Origin of the sequence: Pseudarthrobacter raffinosi (assembly GCF_023913735.1) — a bacterium.
GTDB classification, from domain to species: Bacteria; Actinomycetota; Actinomycetes; order Actinomycetales; family Micrococcaceae; genus Arthrobacter; species Arthrobacter raffinosi.
This window is the reverse complement of sequence record NZ_JAMXBH010000002.1, coordinates 99,390-119,145: the sequence shown is the minus strand read 5'-3', so window position 1 is coordinate 119,145 and position 19,756 is coordinate 99,390. Positions and strand designations below refer to the sequence as shown.

The window sequence follows — 19,756 nt, the reverse complement described above, 5'->3', positions numbered from 1 at the left end:
CGCCATGGCAACCATTTCATTCCGGCAGGTATCCGTGGCCGTTGCCGTTGACAACCGCCCGGAACCCAAGTCCCTGCTCCAGGACGTCACGCTTGAGCTGACCGAACAGCGCATCGGCGTGATCGGGGCCAACGGGTCCGGTAAGTCCACGCTGCTGCGAATGATTAACGGCCTGGTCCAGCCAAGTTCCGGCGCAGTGTCGGTGGACGGCGCCGACACCGTCCGTGCTGTGCGTGCGGTCCGCAGGCAAGTGGGGTTCGTCTTCACCGATCCTTTGACGCAGCTGGTGATGCCCACTGGGCGCGAGGACGTGGAGCTTTCGCTGCGCCGCCCGGTCCGCAACGGGGCGGAGCGCCGCCAGCTGGCTGAAGCGGCCCTGGAGCGCCTCGGCCTGCTGCCGCTCGCGGACCAAAGCATCTACGAACTCTCCGGCGGCGAACGCCAGCTGATGGCCCTCGCCGCTGTGCTGGCCGTAAACCCCGCTGTCCTGGTGCTGGATGAACCGTCCACCCTCCTGGACCTCCGGAACCGAGAACTCCTGCGCCGCACGCTGTCCGTCCTCGACCAGCAGATCGTGATGTCCACACACGACCTCGACCTCGCCCTGGAGATGGACCGCGTGCTGGTGGTGGAGGCAGGGCGCGTAGTGTTCGACGGCGGCGCGGCGGCGGCAGTCGAGGCGTACCGGGCGCTGGTCACCAACGGAGTGGCTGCGTCGTGAGAGGGCACGGCTTCCTGCTGGCCAACTACGTCCCGGGGAATTCGATCATCCACCGGACGCCGCTGGCACTGAAATTCCTGCTGGTGGTGGGCTGCGGCCTGGTGTCTTTCCTGGTGGTCGACTGGCTGGTCTCCGCCGCGGTCCTGGCCGCGCTCGGCGCACTTTTTCTCCTGACCGGCGCCGGAGCCCGGCGCCTCGTGAGTGCTGTCCGTCCTGTTGCGCTGGTGCTGGTGGTCATCGGCCTGTTCCAGTGGTGGCAGCTCGGCGGACCCACAGCCGCCCGGATTGTCCTGAACATCCTGGTCTGCGTGGTGGCGGCATCCCTGCTGATGGCCACCACGCCCATGCAGCGGATCCTGGACGGCGTGGTGTCGCTGGCCACGCCATTCCGCCGCTTCGGCGCGGACCCTGAACGTTTTGCGCTGACCATCGCCATCATGCTCCGCAGCATCCCGTATATCGCCGGCGCCTTTGCAGACGTCAGGGATTCCGCCCGGGCCCGCGGGCTTGAGCGCAACCCGCGTGCCCTCGTGCTGCCTGTCTTCATCACCACCGTGGCCTTCGCCCGCCAGACCGGCGAAGCGCTGGCTGCCCGCGGGCTGGGCGACGCGGAAGACTGACGGGTCTTTGGTCCGTCGTGTGCGGCTTAGGAGTCTAGGTGGTCTCCGGCCAGCAACTCATACCGCAGCAGCGCCGCCGTGCCCATGCCGCCGGCAATACTGATCAGGGCCAGCGCCAGGGAGCCATGGTTCCCGGCCCGCCGTGCCTGGGCGAGAAGCCGGGTCACCAGCACCGCACCGGACGCCCCGTAGGCGTGGCCCAATGCCAGCGCCCCGCCGTCGACGTTGACCCGGTCCGGATCAATGCCCAACTGGTCCAGGCAGGCCAGGGTCTGGGACGCGAAGGCTTCGTTGAATTCCACCAGGTCCACGCTGGCAGCTGACAGCCCCCTCGCCTGCAGGAGCCGCGCCGCGGCAACTGCTGCGCCGATCCCCAGCAGCTCCGGGTCCACACCGGCAGTGTCCGTGGCCAGCACCAGGAGCCCGTCTGTGGCTCCCAGTTCCCGTGCCCGCTGCAATGAAGTAACGACGACGGCGGAAGCGGCGTCCGCGTCGAAGCATGAGTTCCCGGCGGTGACAGTGCCCCCCGGCACAAAGGCGGGCGGGAACCGCTTGAGAACCGCGGCGGACAGGCCAGGGCGGGGGCCGTCGTCGGCACTGATGGGTCCAGCGGACGTCTCCAGGGTGGTGATCTCGCCGGCAAAGAAGCCTGCTTTAGCCGCGGCCAGCGCCCGCTGGTGGCTGCGCAGCGCGGAGGCATCCTGCCGCTCCCGGCTGACCGTGAACCGGGCCGCTATATTCTCGGCGGCGACCCCCATATCCGGGTCGCCGAAGCTGTGCGGCACAAACTGGGCCCGGGCAAAAAAGTCAGGCTCGCCGTCGTCGTTCCGGTGGGCCCGCAGCGGAGCCGTGCTGATGCTCTCCACTCCCCCGGCTAGATACACGGGTTTGCCGCCGGCAGCAACCAGCCGGGCGGCCAGAACGATGGCATCCAGGCCTGACCCGCACTGGCGGTCAACGGTCAGTCCCGGCACACCGACCGGCAGGCCCGCCTCGAGCAGGGCCAGGCGGGCCACGTTGCCGCCGCCGCCCACGGCGTTGCCGATCACCACATCCGTGACTTCTTCGGCCGGCACGTGGGAGTCTGCCAGGAGGTTGACCAGGACCGGTGCGAGAAGCTGGTGCGCACGCAGTTCCTTCAGTGCACCGTTGGCGCGCCGGACCGCGGTACGCCGCGCCGCTATGATCACGGGCTGCCGGTCCGCAGGCAGCACGTCGCCGGGCGGCATGCCATGGGGCCGCAGGTCAGCGGTCAAGGTGCCGCGCCCTGGGATCCTGGGAGCCGATCCAGTCGAGCAGGATGTTCCGGCTGACCTTGCCACGGTCCGTGATGGGAAGTTCGGAGAGCGCGAAGTACTGGTGGGGCCGCTTGTCCCGCGGCAGGATGTTTTCGAGTCCGGCCTTCAGCTGCATGGCCGTGACTCCGCCATGGGACGGAACGACGCCGGCGACCACCCGCTGGCCGCGGAGATCATCGGGTATTCCGGCGGCCACCGCAGCAGCCACCCCCGGCACGGCCGCCAGGGCGAGTTCCACTTCGTGCGGATAGACGTTCTTTCCCGAGGTCAGGATCATGTCGGCGCGCCGGCCAAGGATGTGCAGTTCGCCGTCGGCGAGGTAGCCTTGGTCCCCCACCGTGAACCAGCCGTTGAAGGAGCGCAGCGCCTGGCCGTCGTCACCCCACAGGTAGCCGTTGCTCACCATGCCGCTGCGGACACAGATATTGCCGGCTTCGCCGTCCTGCAGTTCGGAACCCTCATCATCCAGGATTCTGACGTCCACGCCCGGGAACGGGTGTCCGATGCCTGTTCCCCCGGCGTCCAGGACCTCCCCCGCCGCCAGCCCCACACCGGAGACAAAGCTCAGTTCGGACGCGCCGTAGTACTCGAAGATGGTGGCGTTCGGCGCCCAGCGCCGTGCCGCTTCGAGGGTGCGTGCGTCCAGCTTCGAGCCGGCGCAGATGATGGTACGGATGCCGGAGGCATCCACGCCGCCGGTCAGGCCGCGCTCACTGAGCAGCCGCAGCATGGTGGGCACGAGGATGAGCCGGGTCACGCCGTCGTGCGTAATGGCGGCGTGGACATCACCGACGTCGAAACTCTCCAGCGTCTGGAATTCGGAGCCGGCGTAGAGGCACTCAGCCAGGGCATAGAGGTTAAGGCTGGCGGCCAAGGGCCCGGGCGCGAGCGTGACGTCGTCCTGGGCGAGGCCGAAGAACGCAACGGACGCGTCAAAGGACTGCCGCCAGGACTGCCTGGACCGGGTAAACGCCTTGGGCACTGACGTGGTGCCGGAGGTGAGTCCGATCAGGAACGTCGAGTCCGGCGGCCCGTCCGCCAAGGCATCCGCTGCGGAAACCATGCCGGGCTTGGCCGACTCTGCCAGCCGTTGAACGATCTCCTGGTGCAGGGACTCCGGCCAGGTCGGGTCCAGGACGGCGCATTGCCGCCGGCCGGCAACGGCTGCGGCGAACCTTGCGGCGAAGTCGACGGAGTTGGCCTCCGCAAGGACGGTGACGGCAGCTGTCTCCGGAAGGGCGGCTGCGGCGGCGTCCCGGAGCTCAGCCCAGCGCAGGCGCCTGCCCGCCACTACGACGGCGGTGTCATGGGGGCGTTCTTCGGCCCAGCGCTGGATTCTATCGAGAAAAGGCATCGTCCCAACTTTACCGGCCGGACTCCGCTTCGGTGGTGCCGCTAAGGGCTATTGTGACTTCATGAGCTTCAATGACAACGTGCAGCTGGACCCTTCCCAGGTCCAGGACCGGCGTGGCATGGGCCGTGGGGCCAAGGTCGGCGGCGGCATCGGTGGCGGAATCGTCCTGCTGATAGCTGTGCTCCTCGGCGTCAACCCCGCCTTGCTCGAAGGCCTGACCGGCGGGGCGGGCACGGCTGATCAGAACCAGGGCACGGCGCCGGCCTGCACCACGGGGGCCGACGCCGACGCGCGGCTGGACTGCCGGATCACCGGCACGGTGAACAGCCTGAACGCGTTCTGGCCGGCGTATCTCCAGCAATACAACGTGCAGTACCCGCAGCCGGAAACGGTGATCTTCGACCAGGCCGTCAACAGCGCGTGCGGGACGGCTTCCAGTGCGGTGGGCCCCTTCTACTGCCCGGCTGACAGCACCGCCTACTTCGATCCCGGGTTCTTCCAGGATCTCGTGGACCGCTTCGGATCCTCGGGCGGTCCCCTGGCGCAGGAGTACGTGGTGGCACACGAATTCGGCCACCACATCCAGAACGTGCTGGGGTACATCGACCGCGCGCAGCAGGACCCGCAGGGGCCCGAGTCCGGTGCCGTCCGCGTGGAACTTCAGGCCGACTGCTATGCCGGCCTCTGGGTAAAGCACGCCTCAACCCAGCCCGGACCCGACGGCCAGCCGTTCCTGGAACCGATCACCCAGCAGGACCTGAACGATGCCCTGTCCGCAGCGTCAGCGGTGGGCGACGACCGGATCCAGGAAGCCGCCACCGGACAGGTCTCGCCCGAGGCCTGGACGCACGGATCCAGCGAACAGCGGCAGAAATGGTTCTACACCGGCTACCAGACCGGCGACATCAACCAGTGCGACACATTCTCGGCGGCCACCCTCTGACAGGATCCGCGGCCGGCGGCAGAACCAATTAGACAAGTACGACGACGGCCGGCCACCTCCGCTGGGGAGGTGACCGGCCGTCGTCGTACTTTCATGTCAGGGGCCACGCCGCCAGGGTTCCCTGGCCGAGCGAAGCGAGGCTAGGGAGGCGGTGGGGATCAGATGTTGAAGCCGAGGGCGCGCATCTGGTCCTTGCCGTCGTCGGTGATCCGCTCCGGACCCCAAGGCGGCATCCACACCCAGTTCAGTCGCCAGTCGTCAACGACGCCGTCGAGGGACTTGCCTACCTGCTCCTCGATGACATCGGTGAGCGGGCAGGCGGCCGTGGTGAGCGTCATGTCGATCAGCAGCGCGCCGTCGTCGTCGGAGTACTTCAGACCGTACAGCAGCCCGAGGTCCACGATGTTCACACCGAGTTCCGGGTCGATGACGTCCTTGAGTGCCTCTTCGACATCTTCGAGGCCCGTGCGGGCCACATTGATTTCGGTCATGGCAAGTCCTATCTAGGCCTGTGCGGCAGCAGCGATGGTGGCTGCACCGGCGCCCGTCGCGTACCGGTCGTAGCCTTCGTCTTCGAGGCGGTCAGCCAGTTCCGGGCCGCCCTCTTCGACAACCTGGCCGTCGACGAAGACGTGGACGAAGTCAGGCTTGATGTAGCGCAGGATGCGGGTGTAGTGGGTGATGAGCAGCGTGCCCATGTTGCCCGCCTCGTGTGCACGGTTGACGCCTTCGGAGACAACCTTCAGGGCGTCAACGTCCAGGCCCGAGTCGGTCTCGTCAAGGATGGCGAACTTCGGCTTGAAGAGTTCCAGCTGGAGGATCTCGACGCGCTTCTTCTCGCCGCCGGAGAAGCCTTCGTTGACGTTGCGCTCGGCGAAGTCTGCGTCGATGCGCAGCTGGGCCATGGCCGCCTTGACGTCCTTGGTCCAGGTACGCAGCTTGGGTGCTTCGCCGTCGATGGCGGTCTTGGCGGTGCGCAGGAAGTTGGTCATGCTGACACCGGGGACCTCCACGGGGTACTGCATGGCCAGGAAGAGGCCGGCGCGGGCCCGCTGGTCAACGGTCATCGCGAGGACATCTTCGCCGTCGAGCGTGATAGTTCCGCTGGTGACCTTGTAGCGCGGGTGCCCGGCAATGGTGGAGGCCAGGGTGGACTTGCCCGAACCGTTGGGGCCCATGATGGCGTGGGTCTGACCGGTCTTGATGGTCAGGCTGACGCCCTTCAGGATCTCCTTGGTGCCCTGCTCCGTGTCAATGCTGACGTGCAGGTCCTTGATCTCAAGAGTAGACATAGGTCTTGTTCTCCTCTGCACCGCGCCCTCCGGCGGTGGTGCGGTCTGTATCTGGAAGTTTGGTTCTGTTGCTTGGTATTGCTGCTCGCGGCTGATCTGCCCGGTTGATGCTGCTAGCTGAAGTTCGGGGCTTCCGCTCCGTTGAGCACGTTCGTGAAGTCCACGTAGACCTCGTCGCCGACGATCTCGACGGCGAACACCGGGACGGGATCGTAGGCGGGGAGCTGGAGCGGCTCACCGCTGCGCAGGTCGAACTGGGAGCCGTGGCCCCAGCACTCGATCATGCAGCCCTCCACTTCGCCCTCGGACAGTGAGATGTCCGCGTGCGAGCAGGTGTCCCCGATGGCGTGGATGTCTCCCATGGAGTCCTTCACGATGGCTACGGGGTAGTCATCGATCAGGATCCGGAGCGCCTGCTTGAGCTGGATTTCATCCGTCTTGCAGACAAATTCGCCCTTTGGCTGGTCAGTCATCTGTTTTCCGCGCCGTCTAGTTGTTCGTCACGGCGAGTTCGCGCTCAACAGCCTCGGTGAGCCGCTCTTCGAGGGCCGGTACCTTGATCTGCTGGATGATCTCGTGCAGGAAGCCACGGACCACCAGGCGGCGGGCAACATCCTCGGGGATGCCGCGGGCCATGAGGTAGAACAGGTGCTCGTCGTCCAGCCGGCCGGTGGCGCTGGCGTGGCCGGCACCCTTGATCAGGCCGGTCTCGATCTCGAGGTTCGGCACGGAGTCGGCGCGGGCGCCGTCCGTGAGCAGCAGGTTGCGGTTGGCCTCGTAGCTGTCGGTGCCTTCGGCTTCCTTGCGGATCAGGACGTCGCCTACCCACACGGCGTGGGCGTTTCGGCCCTGCAGCGCGCCCTTGTACAGCACGTTGGACTTGCAGTTGGCCACTGCGTGGTCAACGAAAAGCCGCTGCTCAAGGTGCTGGCCGGCGTCGGCGAAGTACAGGCCGAACATTTCCACTTCACCGCCCGGGGCGGTGAAACGGGCCGACGGCGTGACGCGAACCAGGTCCCCGCCGAGGCTGACCACCACGTGCTTGAGCTTGGCGTCGCGGCCGATCTTTGCCTGCTGGGAGGAGGCGTGGACGGCGTCGTCGTTCCATTCCTGGAGCGAAACAACCGTGAGGTTGGCGCCGTCTTCAACAACGATTTCGATGTTTTCGGACACAACAGCCGTACCTTGGTGGCCCAGGACCACAATGGCCTTGGAGAACTTCTCCGCGACGATCACCACGTGCTGGGCAGCTGCCTCCGTGGAGGTGCCTTCGATCACGACGGTGATCTCGGCATCGGCTTCAAACCCCGCCGGGATGGTGAGTACGGTGGCTTCGCTGAAGTTCTCCCAGGCGTTGGCGGACACGCGGTCCTCCGGGATGCCGGCGGAACCGATGCGCTTATCGCCGCGGGCCACGGTTTCGACCGTCACCCGCTCCGGGCCGCTGACGGTGACGGTGGGAGCCGCCCCCGACAGGACCTCGCTGTGCAGGCCGCGCAGGCGCTTGAGCGGGGTGAACCGCCAGTCCTCCTCAAGCCCGGTGAGCGGCTTGAAGTCCGCCAGGTTGTACGAGGTCAGCCGACCGGCTCGTGAGCTGTCCGGAATGCCCACACCGCCGCCGTGCGAGTGGCGTTTGACCGCTTCCCCGGCCAGCGGGGCCTTGGACGTGGCCGAGTTGATCGGGGACAGGCTTTCGCCTTCTTCCGTGAAACCGTTGATAAACGGCTGGGCCGAGGGCGCGCCGATGCGGGCCTTTTCAGTAGTGATTTCAGTCATCGTTATCCGACGGACCCTTCCATCTGCAGTTCAATCAGGCGGTTCAGCTCGAGTGCGTACTCCATCGGGAGTTCGCGGGCAATGGGCTCGATGAAACCACGGACGATCATCGCCATGGCCTCGTCTTCGCGCATGCCGCGGGACATCAGGTAGAAGAGCTGCTCTTCGCTGACCCGGGAAACAGTTGCTTCATGGCCCATCACCACGTCATCCTCACGGATGTCGATGTACGGGTAGGTGTCCGAACGGCTGATGGTATCCACCAGCAGCGCGTCGCAACGGACGGTGTTCGCCGAGTGCTTCGCACCTTCACGGACCTGAACCAGGCCGCGGTAGGCAGCACGCCCGCCGCCGCGGGCCACGGACTTGGAAATGATGGAACTCTTCGTGTTCGGCGCGATGTGCACCATCTTCGAGCCGGTGTCCTGGTGCTGGCCGGCGCCGGCGAACGCGATGGACAGGGTCTCGCCCTTGGCGTGCTCGCCTACCAGATAGACGGCCGGGTACTTCATGGTGACCTTGGAGCCGATGTTGCCATCAACCCATTCCATGGTGGCGCCTTCTTCGCAGATGGCACGCTTGGTCACCAGGTTGTACACGTTGGTGGACCAGTTCTGGATGGTGGTGTAACGGACGCGGGCGCCCTTTTTGACGATGATCTCCACGACGGCGGAGTGCAGCGAGTCCGAGGTGTAGATCGGCGCGGTGCAGCCTTCGATGTAGTGGACGTAGGAGTCCTCGTCGGCGATGATCAGGGTCCGCTCGAACTGGCCCATGTTTTCCGTGTTGATGCGGAAGTATGCCTGCAGCGGGATGTCCACGTGGACGCCCTTGGGGACGTACACGAAGGAACCGCCGGACCAGACGGCCGTGTTCAGCGACGCGAACTTGTTGTCGCCCACGGGAATGATGGTGCCGAAGTATTCCTGGAAGATCTCAGGATGTTCGCGCAGTGCGGTGTCGGTGTCCAGGAAAATGACGCCCTGCTTTTCAAGGTCCTCACGCAGCTGGTGGTAGACAACCTCGGACTCGTACTGGGCGGCGACGCCGGAAACCAGGCGCTGCTTTTCGGCCTCGGGGATGCCGAGCTTGTCGTACGTGTTCTTGATGTCCTCGGGCAGGTCCTCCCAGCTGGTGGCCTGCTTCTCGGTGGACCGCACAAAGTACTTGATGTTGTCGAAGTCGATGCCGGAGAGGTCTGCACCCCAGGTGGGCATGGGCTTGCGGTCGAAGTACTTCAGGCCCTTGAGCCGAAGATCGAGCATCCATTCGGGCTCGCTCTTCTTGGCCGAAATGTCACGGACGACCTCGTCATTGATCCCACGGCGGGCGTTGGCGCCGACGTCGTTCTTGTCGGACCAGCCGTACTCGTACGTGCCGATGCCGTGGAGCTCAGGATTCTTTTCCAGAATCTCCGAGATCACAGTGTCTTCGGCTACCGCTTTCTCTGATAGTTGGTCCGTCATCACGGCCTTTCTTGCTGATGGTTGGTTACTTCATCCAGGCTGGCGGGGGCTGCCTGCGGGACGCGGGGTCCCCCGGCAACCAGCCGGCCTGTGGGTATATGGGTGGTGCAGACGTGTCCACCGCGAGCCAGCGTGGACAGGCGGCGTACGTCAACGCCTACCAGCCGGGAGAACACTTCGGTCTCCACATCGCAGAAGACAGGGAACTGGGCGGCGAGCTGCTGGATGGGGCAATGCCCCTGGCACAGCTGGACGCTGGAGAGTGCTGCCGGCAGCGGGGCCTTGGCCTCTATCGAGGCGGCCGACGCCACGAAGCCATCCCGGCTCAGCGCCGCGGACAGTGCCTGCGCCCTGGCGGTAATGTCCGGTCCGGCCTGTTCGACCTCGGGTGCGTACCGGCGTTCCATGTCGGCAAAACGTTCGACGGCGAACGCGCGGACGGCGTCGTCGCCCGCCACTGCCTGGAGCTGCTTGAGCGCGAGGGTAGCGATGTCGAGGTAATCGTTGCCAAGCGTGGACTGGCCCTGCGAGCTCAGGACGTAGCGGCGGGCGGGACGTCCCGCGCCGGCGCCGGCCTTGGCCACGCGCTTGACCTCAATAACCCCGCTGCGGGCCAGATGATCAAGATGCCTCCGGACCGCGGCGGGTGTGAAACCGAGCATGTCGCCGAGTTCCGCCGCGCTGATGGGGCCGTGCTCAAGCACGGCACCAAGGACCCGGTCCCGTGTACGCTCGTCCGAGTCCGCCACCGGCACAGCGGCCACGTGGCCGCGGTCAGCGGCGGCACGCGGCGCTCGGTGCCCGGCAAACGGCACAGCAGGAGCATTGGTCATGGAATACACAACACAATCATGTCGTAATTTACTCCCCCGTACTAGTAAGGTCAGGCTGACCTGCGGCCCGGGTCCACTGCAGGGCCGCCAGTACTACATCGCGTAGAATGCTGGGGTGCGATCCCCCGAATCCCCGGTTCTGTCCATCAGCGGGTTAATTAAGGATGTTGGTCCGCTGGCCAGCCTGGACGGAAAAATGCTCCGGGTGGTCAACGGCGTATCCCTTATGGCCGAACGCGGCCAGGTCACGGCCCTCCTGGGCGCCAATGGAGCCGGAAAGACCACCACCATCGAATGCGCCCAGGGCCTGCAGAAGCGCAGCGGCGGCAGCATCTCGCTGCTCGGCCAGGATCCGGGCCGTTCCGGCGCAGACCTGCGGTCCCGCGTAGGCGTCATGCTTCAGGACGGCGGCCTCCCGCCGTCGGCCCGTCCCATCCCGCTTCTGCGGCACATCGCCGGAATGTACGCGCGGCCCCGCTCAGTTGACGAACTGGTGGAACGGCTCGGCCTTGATACTTTCGCCAGGACCAGCGTGCGCAGACTCTCCGGTGGGCAGAAGCAGCGTCTGGCCCTCGCCGCAGCACTGATCGGCAATCCGGAAGTCCTTTTCCTGGACGAGCCCAGCGCCGGCCTGGATCCCCAGTCCCGGCAACTGGTCTTCGAGCTGATCTCGGAACTGCGGGCGGCCGGGATGGGCATCATCCTGACAACACACCTGATGGACGACGCCCAGCGGCTGGCGGACTACGTGTACATCATCGACGCCGGCAGGAACGTCGCCGAGGGAACAGTTTCCCAGCTGCTGCAGCGGGACCCGGCTGTGGAGGCCGGCACCGACCACGTCCGCACCCTGGTGTTCGAGGCTCCCCCGGGGCTGGATTTCACCGGCGTGCTGCCCGATGCCATCGCCGTCTCTGAAACACGGGCCGGAAGCTACGTGGCCTCGGGTGCACTGACACCCCGCGATCTCGCGTCGTTGACCGCCTGGTGGGCAGCCCACGGCGTGATGCCCGGTTCCATGAGCCTGGCGGCACGAAGCCTGGAAGATGTCTTCCTGGACATCTCGGGAAAGGACATCCGATGACGGCTCCCGCAGCCACCGCCGCCCAGGGAGCACCAGCCACGCTGCTGCGCCGTATCCTGCTGCAGGGTAAGTACGAATCACTGACGATGCTCCGGAACGGCGAGCAGCTGATCCTTGCAGTCGTCCTGCCGCTTCTGGCGCTGATTGGGCTCACCGTCACTCCTTTCCTGGACGGTTTCGGAGCCAGCCGCATCAATGTGGCCGTCCCCGGCATCCTGGCATTGTGCGCCATGTCCACGGCCTTCACCGGGCAGGGCATCGCCACCGGCTTTGACCGGCGGTACGGTGTTCTCCGGTTCCTGTCCACCACACCCCTGGGCCGCGAAGGCCTCATCGCGGGTAAGGTGCTGGCGGTCCTCGCGGTGCTCTGCCTCCAGGTGGCAGTGGTGACGCTGGTGGCGCTTCCGTTGGGCTGGCAGCCGCCTGCCTCCGGCTGGCTCCCTGGGCTGTCGCTGCTGGCCCTGGGCGCCGTGGCGTTCACCGCGTTGGGGCTCCTGGTGGCAGGCACAGTCCGGCCCGAGGCAACCCTTGCCATCACCAATCTGCTGTGGATCCTGCTGGGCGCCCTGGGCGGGATAGTCATTCCCGCGGAACGGCTGCCCGCACTGGCGCAGGGAGCGGTCCACTACCTGCCCTCCGGCGCACTCGGCGAGGCCATGCGCGAAGCTTTCCTGCACGGCTCGTTGAACGGCGGCGCCGCGCTTATCCTGCTGCTCTGGACGGTTCTTGCCGGAGCAGCAGCCATCCGTTGGTTCAAGTGGAATTGAGATATCCGTGAGCACGGCTTCACGCCTCCCCCAGATCGCCGGCCGCCTTATCGCGAGGCTGCCCCGAACCGTGGACGCCAGTGTCCGCCGCCTCGCGGTGGCGTCCCTGGTTGGCCAGACGCTGCTAGTGGTGACCGGCGGCGCGGTGCGGCTGACTGCATCCGGCCTCGGCTGCCCCACCTGGCCGCGCTGCACCGAGACCTCTTTGGTCAACACGGCCGAAATGGGGATCCACGGCTTCATTGAGTTCGGCAACCGGCTCCTGACGTTTGCCCTGGCGGCGGTTGCGCTGGCCATGCTTGTGTACTTGTGGAACCTTCGCAAGGAGCGCCGGGACCTCTTCCTGCTGGCGCTGGGCCTGCTGGCCAGCATCCCGGCACAGGCGGTGATCGGTGGCATCACCGTGCTGACCAACCTCAATCCGTGGGTGGTGGGCCTGCACTTCCTCGTTTCCATGGCCCTTGTGGTGATTGCCACGCTGCTCGTCAACCGGGCCTACAGCAGGACTGGCCGCCACGCCAGCGTCCAGCTCCCCGCGTTGCCGGGCGTCATGCGTCCGGTGACTGCCGCCGTCGGGCTTTTCTCCGCCCTCGCCGTAATGCTCGGCGTAGTGGTGACCGGCTCCGGTCCCCACGCCGGTGACGCCGATGCTCCCCGCAACGGCCTGGACTGGGACCTGTTCTCCCACATCCATGCCGTTCCGGCGTATGTGATCACGGCCGGAACACTGTTCGCACTGGTGCTGGTGATTGTCCGCCGGATCCATGGCCCGTTCCGCACGTCCGTCCTGTTGCTGCTTGCCGTGACCCTGCTGCAGGCCGTCATCGGCTTCACCCAGTACTACAACGGCATCCCCGCCTTGCTGGTGGGCGCCCACATGCTGGGGGCGGCGCTGCTGATGAGCGCGGCAACAAACTCCGCCGACCTCGCCCGTTCGAGCCCGGTCACGTAACCTCCACCGCTTTTTGCCCCGACGGAGTGCCACGGTTCGCGACGAACCGTGGCGCCCCGCATGTAAGGACGCTCTCTCATTTAATGCATGGAATCGGCAGACCCTCTCTCATTCCCTGCGGTGGTTCGCAGGATCTTCCCTTACCTCCTGGAGACACAAAAGCGACCCTCCTTCACCGTTGGTGAGAGAGGGTCGCTAAGAAAGCTGCAGGTACTGATAGAGGATCGGTAAAAAACCCACGTTAAGTGAGAGAGCGTTGGGTGGGGGTGCTGTTAACCGATGATCGCTGATCCAACGAACGGATCCACGGCCAATGCGATGAACAACAGCGTCAGGTAACTGATGGAGCCGTGGAAGACCTTCATGGCGCGCTTGTCCGAGATGTCCTCGCGCTGCGCCCGGTTGTACAGGGAGTGCGACTCGGACAGGAACCAGGCACCCGCCAACACTGCCGTGGCCGTGTAGACCCAGCCCGCGCCACCGGCGGGGACCATCAGCAGCGAGCAGGCCACCATGGCCCAGGCGTAGAGGACCACCTGGACGGAAACCACCTTGGCGCCTGCAATTGCCCCAAGCATGGGCACGTTCGCGTTGCGGTAGTCCTCGCCGTAACGCATGGAAAGCGGCCAGTAGTGCGGCGGCGTCCAGAGGAAGATGACCATAAACAGGATGACGGCCGGCCATTCGACGGTATTGGTCACGGCGGCCCATGCAATCAGCACCGGGAAGCAGCCCGCAGCTCCACCCCACACAATGTTCTGTGCGGTGCGGCGCTTGAGGATGATGGTGTAGATGACTACATAGAAGAAAATTGCGGCCAACCCGAGCCACGCGGCCAATGGGTTGGCGCCGAACCAGAGAATAACAATGGCGGCTGCCCCGAGCAGCCAGGAGAACACCAGCGCCTCGCGCGGCGTCACCTCGCCAGTGACGAGCGGACGGTTCTCGGTCCGGTGCATCAGTTTGTCGATGTCGCGGTCAAGGTAGCAGTTGAAGGCACCGGCACTGCCGGCAGCAAACGCGCCGCCGACCAGCGTGGCCAGGATCAGACCGATCGGCGGGAAGCCGCGCTCGGCGTAGATCATGGTGGGCAGGGTGCTGACCAGCAGCAACTCAATGACACGCGGCTTGGTGAGGGCGAAATACGCCTTGGCCTTACGGGCGAACCCGGCTCCCCCTCTGGTGCGGGAAGCATTAAGCGGCGTATCTGTTGTGCTCACGGTGGCAGTCACCCGTTCTGGTTGGCAGTTCTGTCTGGCGGTGCAGCTGTGTCTTGCGGCCGTTCGCCGGGCAGCCCGCCAATGGTCATCAGAAGAGGTCCCGGCAACGCCCCGGCTCCCCAGCCGCCCCTAAAGGGCTCGGCTACCGGTGTCGGCCTCCAAATATCATACCGTGCGCATTTGTAACAGATGCCCCCTGATTAGGCCCTGATGATTGCGCGCAGGGTGATTCGAGCAGATTAACTCAACCTCACGAAATGGCGATTCACATAAGGGGAAATTGCGTCCAAAAGGTGAGATTTGCACTGACCGCAGAGTGGAATCGAGCTAAGCTGTCACCAGATCAGCAAGCGGCAGAAAAGCGTTGGATAACGCGTTCCCATAGCCCTGCTGAATGATAGATCAACGTTTCGATGGTGAACGGCTGGTACACACCGCAGCGGGCACCATAGCGTGCCCCGAAACGGATCCCGCGTACCGCCCACCATCAGCACAGAGAGGGGCCCGGTTTTCGTGCCACATTTGGAAGAGCAAGAACTGTCATGGACCAGCTTGGACCAGCGCGCGGTGGACACCATCCGCGTTCTGGCTGCGGATGCCGTCGAGAAGGTCGGTAACGGCCACCCGGGCACGGCCATGAGCCTGGCGCCCGCCGCCTACCTTCTCTTCCAGAAGCTGATGCGCCACGACCCGCGCAACCCGGACTGGCTGGGACGCGACCGTTTCATCCTGTCTCCCGGCCACACGTCGCTGACCCTTTACATCCAACTGTTCCTGTCGGGCTACGGCCTGGAACTGAAGGACCTTGAGGCGCTTCGCACTTGGGATTCCCTGACGCCGGGCCACCCGGAGTACAAGCACACTGCCGGTGTGGAGATCACCACCGGGCCGCTGGGCCAGGGCCTGGCCTCGTCGGTCGGGTTCGCGTACTCCCAGCGCCGGATGCGCGGCCTGTTCGACGCCGATGCTGCGGCCGGCGAAAGCCCCTTCGACCACACCATCTGGGTTATCGCCTCCGACGGGGACCTGCAGGAAGGCGTGACGTCCGAGGCGTCCTCGCTGGCCGGCCACCAGGAACTGGGCAACCTTGTAGTTGTCTACGATGAGAACCACATCTCCATCGAGGATGACACCGACATCTCCTTCACCGAGGATGTGCTCAAGCGCTACGAGGCCTACGGCTGGCACACCCAGCGCGTCGACTGGACCGAGACAGGCGAATACGTCGAAGACGTCCAGGAGCTCTACTCCGCGCTGCTCGCCGCGAAGGCCGAGACGTCCAAGCCGTCCATCATCTCGCTGCGCACCATCATCGGCTACCCGGCGCCCAAGAAGCAGAACACGGGCAAGATCCACGGTTCAGCCCTGGGCGCAGAGGAAGTCGCAGGCCTGAAGTCCGTCCTGGGCTTCGACCCCGCCAAGTCCTTCGACGTTGACCAGGAAGTCCTGGCCCACGCCCGCTCCGTCGTGGACCGCGGCGCCGCTGCCAAGAAGGAATGGGAAGAGTCCTTCAACGCCTGGCAGGCCGCCAACCCCGAAGGCTCTGCACTCCTGCAGCGCATCGAGGCCCGCGAACTGCCCGACGGCCTGGACGCCGCGCTTCCGGTCTTCCCGGCCGGCAAGGACGTCTCCACCCGCGCCGCTTCCGGCAAGGTCCTGAACGCACTCGGACCGGTCATGCCGGAACTCTGGGGCGGCTCCGCCGACCTCGCCGAGTCCAACAACACCACCATCGAAGGCTCGCCGTCGTTCGTGCCCGCCTCCAAGCAGACCGATACCTGGTCCGGCAACCCCTACGGCCGGGTCCTGCACTTCGGTATCCGTGAGCACGCCGCGGCATCGATCGTGAACGGCATTGCCCTGCACGGCCGGACCCGCGCGTTCTCCGGCACGTTCCTGATCTTCAGCGACTACCAGCGGCCCGCCATCCGGCTCGGCGCCCTGATGGGTGTTCCGTCCCTGTATGTCTGGACGCACGACTCCATCGGCCTGGGCGAAGACGGCCCCACCCACCAGCCGGTGGAACAGCTCGCTTCCCTGCGCGCCATCGTGGGCCTGGACGTGGTCCGCCCCGGCGATGCCAACGAGGTCGCGGTGGCATGGAAGACCATGCTGGAGAACCACGAGAACCCTGCCGGCATTGTCCTGACCCGCCAGAACATCCCCACCTATGCCCGCGGTGAAGGCGAAGCCGACGGCGACACGTTCGGTTCCGTTTCCGGTGTGGCCAAGGGTGGCTACGTCCTGGCTGAAGCTTCCAAGGACGGCGCCACCGTGCCCGCCGACGTGATCCTGATCGGCACCGGCTCCGAGGTCCAGCTGGCCGTCCAGGCCCGCGAAGCCCTCCAGGCTGAAGGCATCGCTGCCCGAGTCGTCTCCATGCCGTGCGTGGAGTGGTTCAACAAGCAGGACGCCGCTTACCGCGAGTCCGTGCTCCCCGCTGCCGTCAAGGCCCGGGTCTCCGTCGAGGCCGGGCTGGCCCTGGGCTGGAGGGAATTCGTCGGCGACGCCGGACGTTCCATCTCGCTCGAGCACTATGGCGCTTCCGCCGACTACAAGCGCCTTTTCCAGGAGTTCGGCATCACCGCGGTGGCTGTCGCCGCCGCTGCCAAGGACTCCCTCGCTGGCCTGCAGGCCTGAACCAGATTTTAGGAGATATCACCATGACTACCCCTACACAGCAGCTCTCCGACGCCGGAGTATCCATCTGGCTCGATGACCTTTCCCGCAGCCGCCTTGAGACCGGCACGCTGCAGAAGCTGATCGAAGAGAAGAACGTTGTTGGTGTGACCACCAACCCGTCCATCTTCCACGCCGCCATCACGGCCGGCACGGACTACGACGCCATCATCGCGGCGCAGGCAGCAGCCGGCGCCAGCGTCGAGGAGACCATCTTCGAAATCACCACCACCGACGTCGCCGACGCCTGCGACCTCTTCGCACCGGTGGCAGCAGCCACCAACGGTGTTGACGGCCGCGTGTCCATCGAAGTTGACCCGCGCCTTGCCTGGGACACTGCCGGCACCATTGCCGAAGCCAAGCACCTGTACAAGAAGGTCAACAAGGACAACGTCCACATCAAGATCCCGGCCACGCTCGAAGGCCTCGAAGCGATCACCGCGACGCTGGCCGAGGGCATCAGCGTCAACGTGACCCTGATCTTCTCGCTCGAGCGCTACCGCGCAGTCATCAACGCCTTCCAGTCAGGCCTGGAGCAGGCCAAGGACAACGGCCACGACATGTCCAAGATCCACTCGGTCGCGTCGTTCTTCGTGTCCCGCGTGGACTCCGAAATCGACAAGCGCCTTGACGTCATCGGCACCGACGAGGCCAAGGCCCTCAAGGGCAGGGCAGGCGTGGCCAACGCACGCTTGGCCTACCAGGTCTACGAGGAGCTCTTCGCCACCGAACGCTGGGCACTGCTGGCTGAAGCCGGCGCCCTCCCCCAGCGTCCGCTGTGGGCCTCCACCGGCGTCAAGGACCCGGCTTACCCGGACACCCTGTACGTGACCGAACTGGCCGCCCCCGGCGTCGTGAACACCATGCCGGAGAAGACCCTCGATGCCACGTTCGACCACGGCGTCGTCACCGGCGACACCGTCTCCGGCACGTACACCGAGGCCAACGCCACGCTGGACGCGCTGGACGCACTGGGCATCTCCTACAACGAGGTTGTCGCCCTCCTCGAATCCGAAGGCCTGGACAAGTTCGTGGCCAGCTGGAATGAACTCCTGGGCGACGTCGAAGGTGCCCTTGCCGCCGCACGGAAGGCCTCCTAACCCACTATGAGCACTCTCAGCTACGACGCCACCGGTGCCGCGCAGCAGGCACTCGAGCAGCACCTGCCCGCCCTCGTGGCGGACCGCATCGCCACCCGGATCTTCGCCAAGGACCACACCCTGTGGGGTCCCGACGCCGAGGCCGAGTCCGCTGTCCGCCTCGGCTGGGTGGAGGCGGCCACCGTCTCACAGGCCCTTGTGGCCGGCATCCTCGAGCTCCGTGATGCCCTCAAGGCTGACGGCGTGACCCGCATCGTGCTTTGCGGCATGGGCGGATCTTCGCTGGCTCCCGAGGTCATCGCCGGCACCGCTGGCGTCGAGCTGACAGTGCTGGACAGCACCGACCCCGACCAGGTCCGTGCTGCCCTCGCAGACCGGCTGGCCGAAACCGCGATTGTGGTTTCGTCCAAGTCCGGTTCAACCCTGGAGACCGACTCCCAGCGCCGGATCTTCGAGCACGCCTTCACCGAGGCCGGCATCGAAGCGAAGAGCCGGATCATCATCGTCACCGATCCCGGTTCCCCGCTGGATAAGGCATCGCGTGAGGCCGGCTACCGCGCCGTCTTCAACGCCGATCCGAACGTGGGCGGCCGCTACTCGGCCCTCACCGCATTCGGGCTGGTCCCCTCGGGCCTGGCCGGTGTGGATATCCAGGCCTTCCTGGATGAGGCCGAGGAAGCCGCCGAGATCCTGAACGAGGACGCCGCCGAGAACATCGGTCTGGCCCTCGGAACAGCCCTGGGCGGAACCAACCCGCTGCGCAACAAGATTGTCATCGCCGAGGACGGCTCAGGCATTGTGGGCTTCGCGGACTGGGCCGAACAGCTCATCGCCGAATCCACCGGCAAGCTCGGTACCGGCGTCCTGCCGGTGGTTGCCGGACTGACGTCGCCGGAGGTCACCTCCGGCGCCGCGGACGTCCTGGTGGTGCGGCTGGTAGCCGCGGATGCCGACGTCGAACTCGGTGACAACGAGGTAGCCATCGCGGGCGGCCTGGCCACCCAGATGATGGTGTGGGAGTTCGCCACTGCCGTGGCCGGGCGCCTCCTGGGCATCAACCCGTATGACCAGCCGGACGTGGAGGCAGCCAAGGTTGCCGCCCGCGGCCTGCTGGATGCCCAGCCCGAACCGACCCCTGCCGCCTTCGTGGACGGCGCCGTTGAGGTCCGCGGCGGTGACTGGCTCCGTGGGGCAGCCACCGCGGAGGAAGCCGTCGGCGCCCTCCTTGGAACGCTCGACGACGACAGCTACCTCAGCGTCCATGCCTACTTTGACCGGCTGGCCTTCGCAGAGCTGGAAGGCATCCGCGACCCGCTTGCCGGCGTAAGCGGCCGTCCCGTCACGTTTGGCTGGGGCCCGCGGTTCCTGCACTCCACCGGGCAGTTCCACAAGGGCGGACCCGCCATTGGAGTCTTTCTCCAGGTCACGGCCGCTCCTGCGGAAGACCTGGCCATCCCGGACCGTCCGTTCACGTTCGGGGAACTGATTTCCGCCCAGGCCGCGGGCGACGCCCAGGTCCTGGCCGGCCATGGCCGCCCGGTCCTGCGACTGCACCTGACCGACCGCGCCGCCGGAGTTGCACAGCTGCAGGAGATCATTGCAGCACTCGCAGCCCGGTCATCTTCCGTCACCGAAAACTAAGGCTCAACAG

18 protein-coding genes are annotated in these 19,756 nt (G+C 65.9%); 9 read left to right on the top strand and 9 right to left on the bottom strand.

Annotation, left to right across the window (positions count from 1 at the left end; all coding sequences use genetic code 11):
• Positions 1 to 4 precede the first annotated feature (4 nt).
• Together NG698_RS02325 and NG698_RS02320 are read left to right on the top strand one after the other, a co-directional pair.
• Positions 5 to 721: an energy-coupling factor ABC transporter ATP-binding protein gene (locus tag NG698_RS02325; RefSeq protein ID WP_252598794.1), complete on the top strand. Its 717-nt coding sequence runs from the start codon at positions 5 to 7 to the stop codon at positions 719 to 721.
• Positions 718 to 1,341, top strand: a complete 624-nt coding sequence (locus NG698_RS02320) for an energy-coupling factor transporter transmembrane component T family protein (RefSeq protein ID WP_252598793.1) — start codon at positions 718 to 720, stop codon at positions 1,339 to 1,341. Before NG698_RS02325 ends, NG698_RS02320 begins: the two co-directional genes overlap by 4 nt.
• Before the next feature lie 26 nt (positions 1,342 to 1,367).
• On the opposite strand, the gene NG698_RS02315 is transcribed toward NG698_RS02320, so the two are convergent.
• Both NG698_RS02315 and NG698_RS02310 read right to left on the bottom strand, forming a co-directional pair.
• Positions 1,368 to 2,570 (bottom strand): thiolase family protein, encoded by a 1,203-nt coding sequence (locus NG698_RS02315; protein WP_252608017.1) that lies wholly within the window; start codon positions 2,568 to 2,570, stop codon positions 1,368 to 1,370.
• 16 nt (positions 2,571 to 2,586) lie between these two features.
• Entirely contained in the window at positions 2,587 to 3,993 is a 1,407-nt protein-coding gene (locus tag NG698_RS02310; protein ID WP_252607950.1) for a class I adenylate-forming enzyme family protein, read from the bottom strand.
• 61 nt (positions 3,994 to 4,054) lie between these two features.
• Between NG698_RS02310 and ypfJ the strand changes: the two genes are divergently transcribed.
• Positions 4,055 to 4,936, top strand: a complete 882-nt coding sequence (ypfJ, locus tag NG698_RS02305; protein ID WP_252598791.1) for a KPN_02809 family neutral zinc metallopeptidase — start codon at positions 4,055 to 4,057, stop codon at positions 4,934 to 4,936.
• Positions 4,937 to 5,094: 158 nt separating this feature from the next.
• Here ypfJ and NG698_RS02300 read toward each other — a convergent pair whose 3' ends face one another.
• The 6 genes from NG698_RS02300 to NG698_RS02275 form a co-directional block, all read right to left on the bottom strand.
• The gene (locus NG698_RS02300; RefSeq protein WP_160670844.1) at positions 5,095 to 5,427 is read right to left on the bottom strand and encodes a metal-sulfur cluster assembly factor; all 333 of its coding nucleotides are present in this window, start codon (positions 5,425 to 5,427) and stop codon (positions 5,095 to 5,097) included.
• A gap of 12 nt (positions 5,428 to 5,439) precedes the next feature.
• Complete coding sequence (sufC, locus tag NG698_RS02295) at positions 5,440 to 6,228, bottom strand: Fe-S cluster assembly ATPase SufC (RefSeq protein WP_056339828.1); 789 nt, start codon at positions 6,226 to 6,228, stop codon at positions 5,440 to 5,442.
• A 113-nt stretch (positions 6,229 to 6,341) separates the two neighbouring features.
• Positions 6,342 to 6,701, bottom strand: coding sequence for a non-heme iron oxygenase ferredoxin subunit (locus NG698_RS02290; protein ID WP_056339825.1), 360 nt, complete (start codon positions 6,699 to 6,701; stop codon positions 6,342 to 6,344).
• A gap of 16 nt (positions 6,702 to 6,717) precedes the next feature.
• Positions 6,718 to 8,004, bottom strand: coding sequence for a Fe-S cluster assembly protein SufD (gene sufD, locus NG698_RS02285; protein ID WP_252598790.1), 1,287 nt, complete (start codon positions 8,002 to 8,004; stop codon positions 6,718 to 6,720).
• Between the two features lie 2 nt (positions 8,005 to 8,006).
• Positions 8,007 to 9,470, bottom strand: coding sequence for a Fe-S cluster assembly protein SufB (sufB, locus tag NG698_RS02280; protein ID WP_252598789.1), 1,464 nt, complete (start codon positions 9,468 to 9,470; stop codon positions 8,007 to 8,009).
• Entirely contained in the window at positions 9,470 to 10,312 is an 843-nt protein-coding gene (locus NG698_RS02275) for a helix-turn-helix transcriptional regulator (protein ID WP_374209895.1), read from the bottom strand. Before NG698_RS02275 ends, sufB begins: the two co-directional genes overlap by 1 nt.
• Positions 10,313 to 10,418: 106 nt before the next feature.
• Between NG698_RS02275 and NG698_RS02270 the strand changes: the two genes are divergently transcribed.
• Genes NG698_RS02270 through NG698_RS02260 form a run of 3 tightly spaced genes read left to right on the top strand, consistent with a single transcriptional unit; the run spans position 10,419 to position 13,106 of the window.
• Positions 10,419 to 11,387, top strand: coding sequence for an ABC transporter ATP-binding protein (locus NG698_RS02270; RefSeq protein WP_252607948.1), 969 nt, complete (start codon positions 10,419 to 10,421; stop codon positions 11,385 to 11,387).
• Positions 11,384 to 12,154 carry an ABC transporter permease gene (locus tag NG698_RS02265; RefSeq protein WP_252607947.1) on the top strand — a complete coding sequence of 257 codons (771 nt, stop codon included), beginning with the start codon at positions 11,384 to 11,386 and terminating at the stop codon, positions 12,152 to 12,154. The genes NG698_RS02270 and NG698_RS02265 overlap by 4 nt, the downstream gene beginning before the upstream one ends.
• Before the next feature lie 7 nt (positions 12,155 to 12,161).
• Complete coding sequence (locus NG698_RS02260) at positions 12,162 to 13,106, top strand: COX15/CtaA family protein (RefSeq protein WP_252607946.1); 945 nt, start codon at positions 12,162 to 12,164, stop codon at positions 13,104 to 13,106.
• Between the two features lie 272 nt (positions 13,107 to 13,378).
• Here NG698_RS02260 and NG698_RS02255 read toward each other — a convergent pair whose 3' ends face one another.
• Positions 13,379 to 14,338: a heme o synthase gene (locus tag NG698_RS02255; RefSeq protein ID WP_252598784.1), complete on the bottom strand. Its 960-nt coding sequence runs from the start codon at positions 14,336 to 14,338 to the stop codon at positions 13,379 to 13,381.
• 510 nt (positions 14,339 to 14,848) lie between these two features.
• Here NG698_RS02255 and tkt point away from each other — a divergent pair.
• From tkt to NG698_RS02240, 3 genes are read left to right on the top strand one after another with little or no spacing between them, the layout of a single operon-like run.
• The gene (gene tkt, locus NG698_RS02250; RefSeq protein WP_252608016.1) at positions 14,849 to 16,966 is read left to right on the top strand and encodes a transketolase; all 2,118 of its coding nucleotides are present in this window, start codon (positions 14,849 to 14,851) and stop codon (positions 16,964 to 16,966) included.
• Between the two features lie 23 nt (positions 16,967 to 16,989).
• Positions 16,990 to 18,105 carry a transaldolase gene (gene tal / locus NG698_RS02245; protein ID WP_252607945.1) on the top strand — a complete coding sequence of 372 codons (1,116 nt, stop codon included), beginning with the start codon at positions 16,990 to 16,992 and terminating at the stop codon, positions 18,103 to 18,105.
• A gap of 6 nt (positions 18,106 to 18,111) precedes the next feature.
• The gene (locus NG698_RS02240) at positions 18,112 to 19,746 is read left to right on the top strand and encodes a phosphoglucose isomerase-related protein (protein ID WP_252607944.1); all 1,635 of its coding nucleotides are present in this window, start codon (positions 18,112 to 18,114) and stop codon (positions 19,744 to 19,746) included.
• Positions 19,747 to 19,756: the final 10 nt, after the last annotated feature.

Bases quoted from the DNA above. Each gene is read 5' to 3' on its own strand.
- NG698_RS02240 (WP_252607944.1), top strand. From the start codon at position 18,112: ATGAGCACTCTCAGCTACGACGCCACCGGTGCCGCGCAGCAGGCACTC.
- NG698_RS02265 (WP_252607947.1), top strand. From the start codon at position 11,384: ATGACGGCTCCCGCAGCCACCGCCGCCCAGGGAGCACCAGCCACGCTG.
- sufD (WP_252598790.1), bottom strand. From the start codon at position 8,004: ATGACTGAAATCACTACTGAAAAGGCCCGCATCGGCGCGCCCTCGGCC.
- NG698_RS02290 (WP_056339825.1), bottom strand. From the start codon at position 6,701: ATGACTGACCAGCCAAAGGGCGAATTTGTCTGCAAGACGGATGAAATC.
- sufB (WP_252598789.1), bottom strand. From the start codon at position 9,470: ATGACGGACCAACTATCAGAGAAAGCGGTAGCCGAAGACACTGTGATC.
- sufC (WP_056339828.1), bottom strand. From the start codon at position 6,228: ATGTCTACTCTTGAGATCAAGGACCTGCACGTCAGCATTGACACGGAG.
- NG698_RS02325 (WP_252598794.1), top strand. From the start codon at position 5: ATGGCAACCATTTCATTCCGGCAGGTATCCGTGGCCGTTGCCGTTGAC.
- ypfJ (WP_252598791.1), top strand. From the start codon at position 4,055: ATGAGCTTCAATGACAACGTGCAGCTGGACCCTTCCCAGGTCCAGGAC.
- NG698_RS02315 (WP_252608017.1), bottom strand. From the start codon at position 2,570: ATGCCGCCCGGCGACGTGCTGCCTGCGGACCGGCAGCCCGTGATCATA.
- NG698_RS02300 (WP_160670844.1), bottom strand. From the start codon at position 5,427: ATGACCGAAATCAATGTGGCCCGCACGGGCCTCGAAGATGTCGAAGAG.
- NG698_RS02310 (WP_252607950.1), bottom strand. From the start codon at position 3,993: ATGCCTTTTCTCGATAGAATCCAGCGCTGGGCCGAAGAACGCCCCCAT.
- tal (WP_252607945.1), top strand. From the start codon at position 16,990: ATGACTACCCCTACACAGCAGCTCTCCGACGCCGGAGTATCCATCTGG.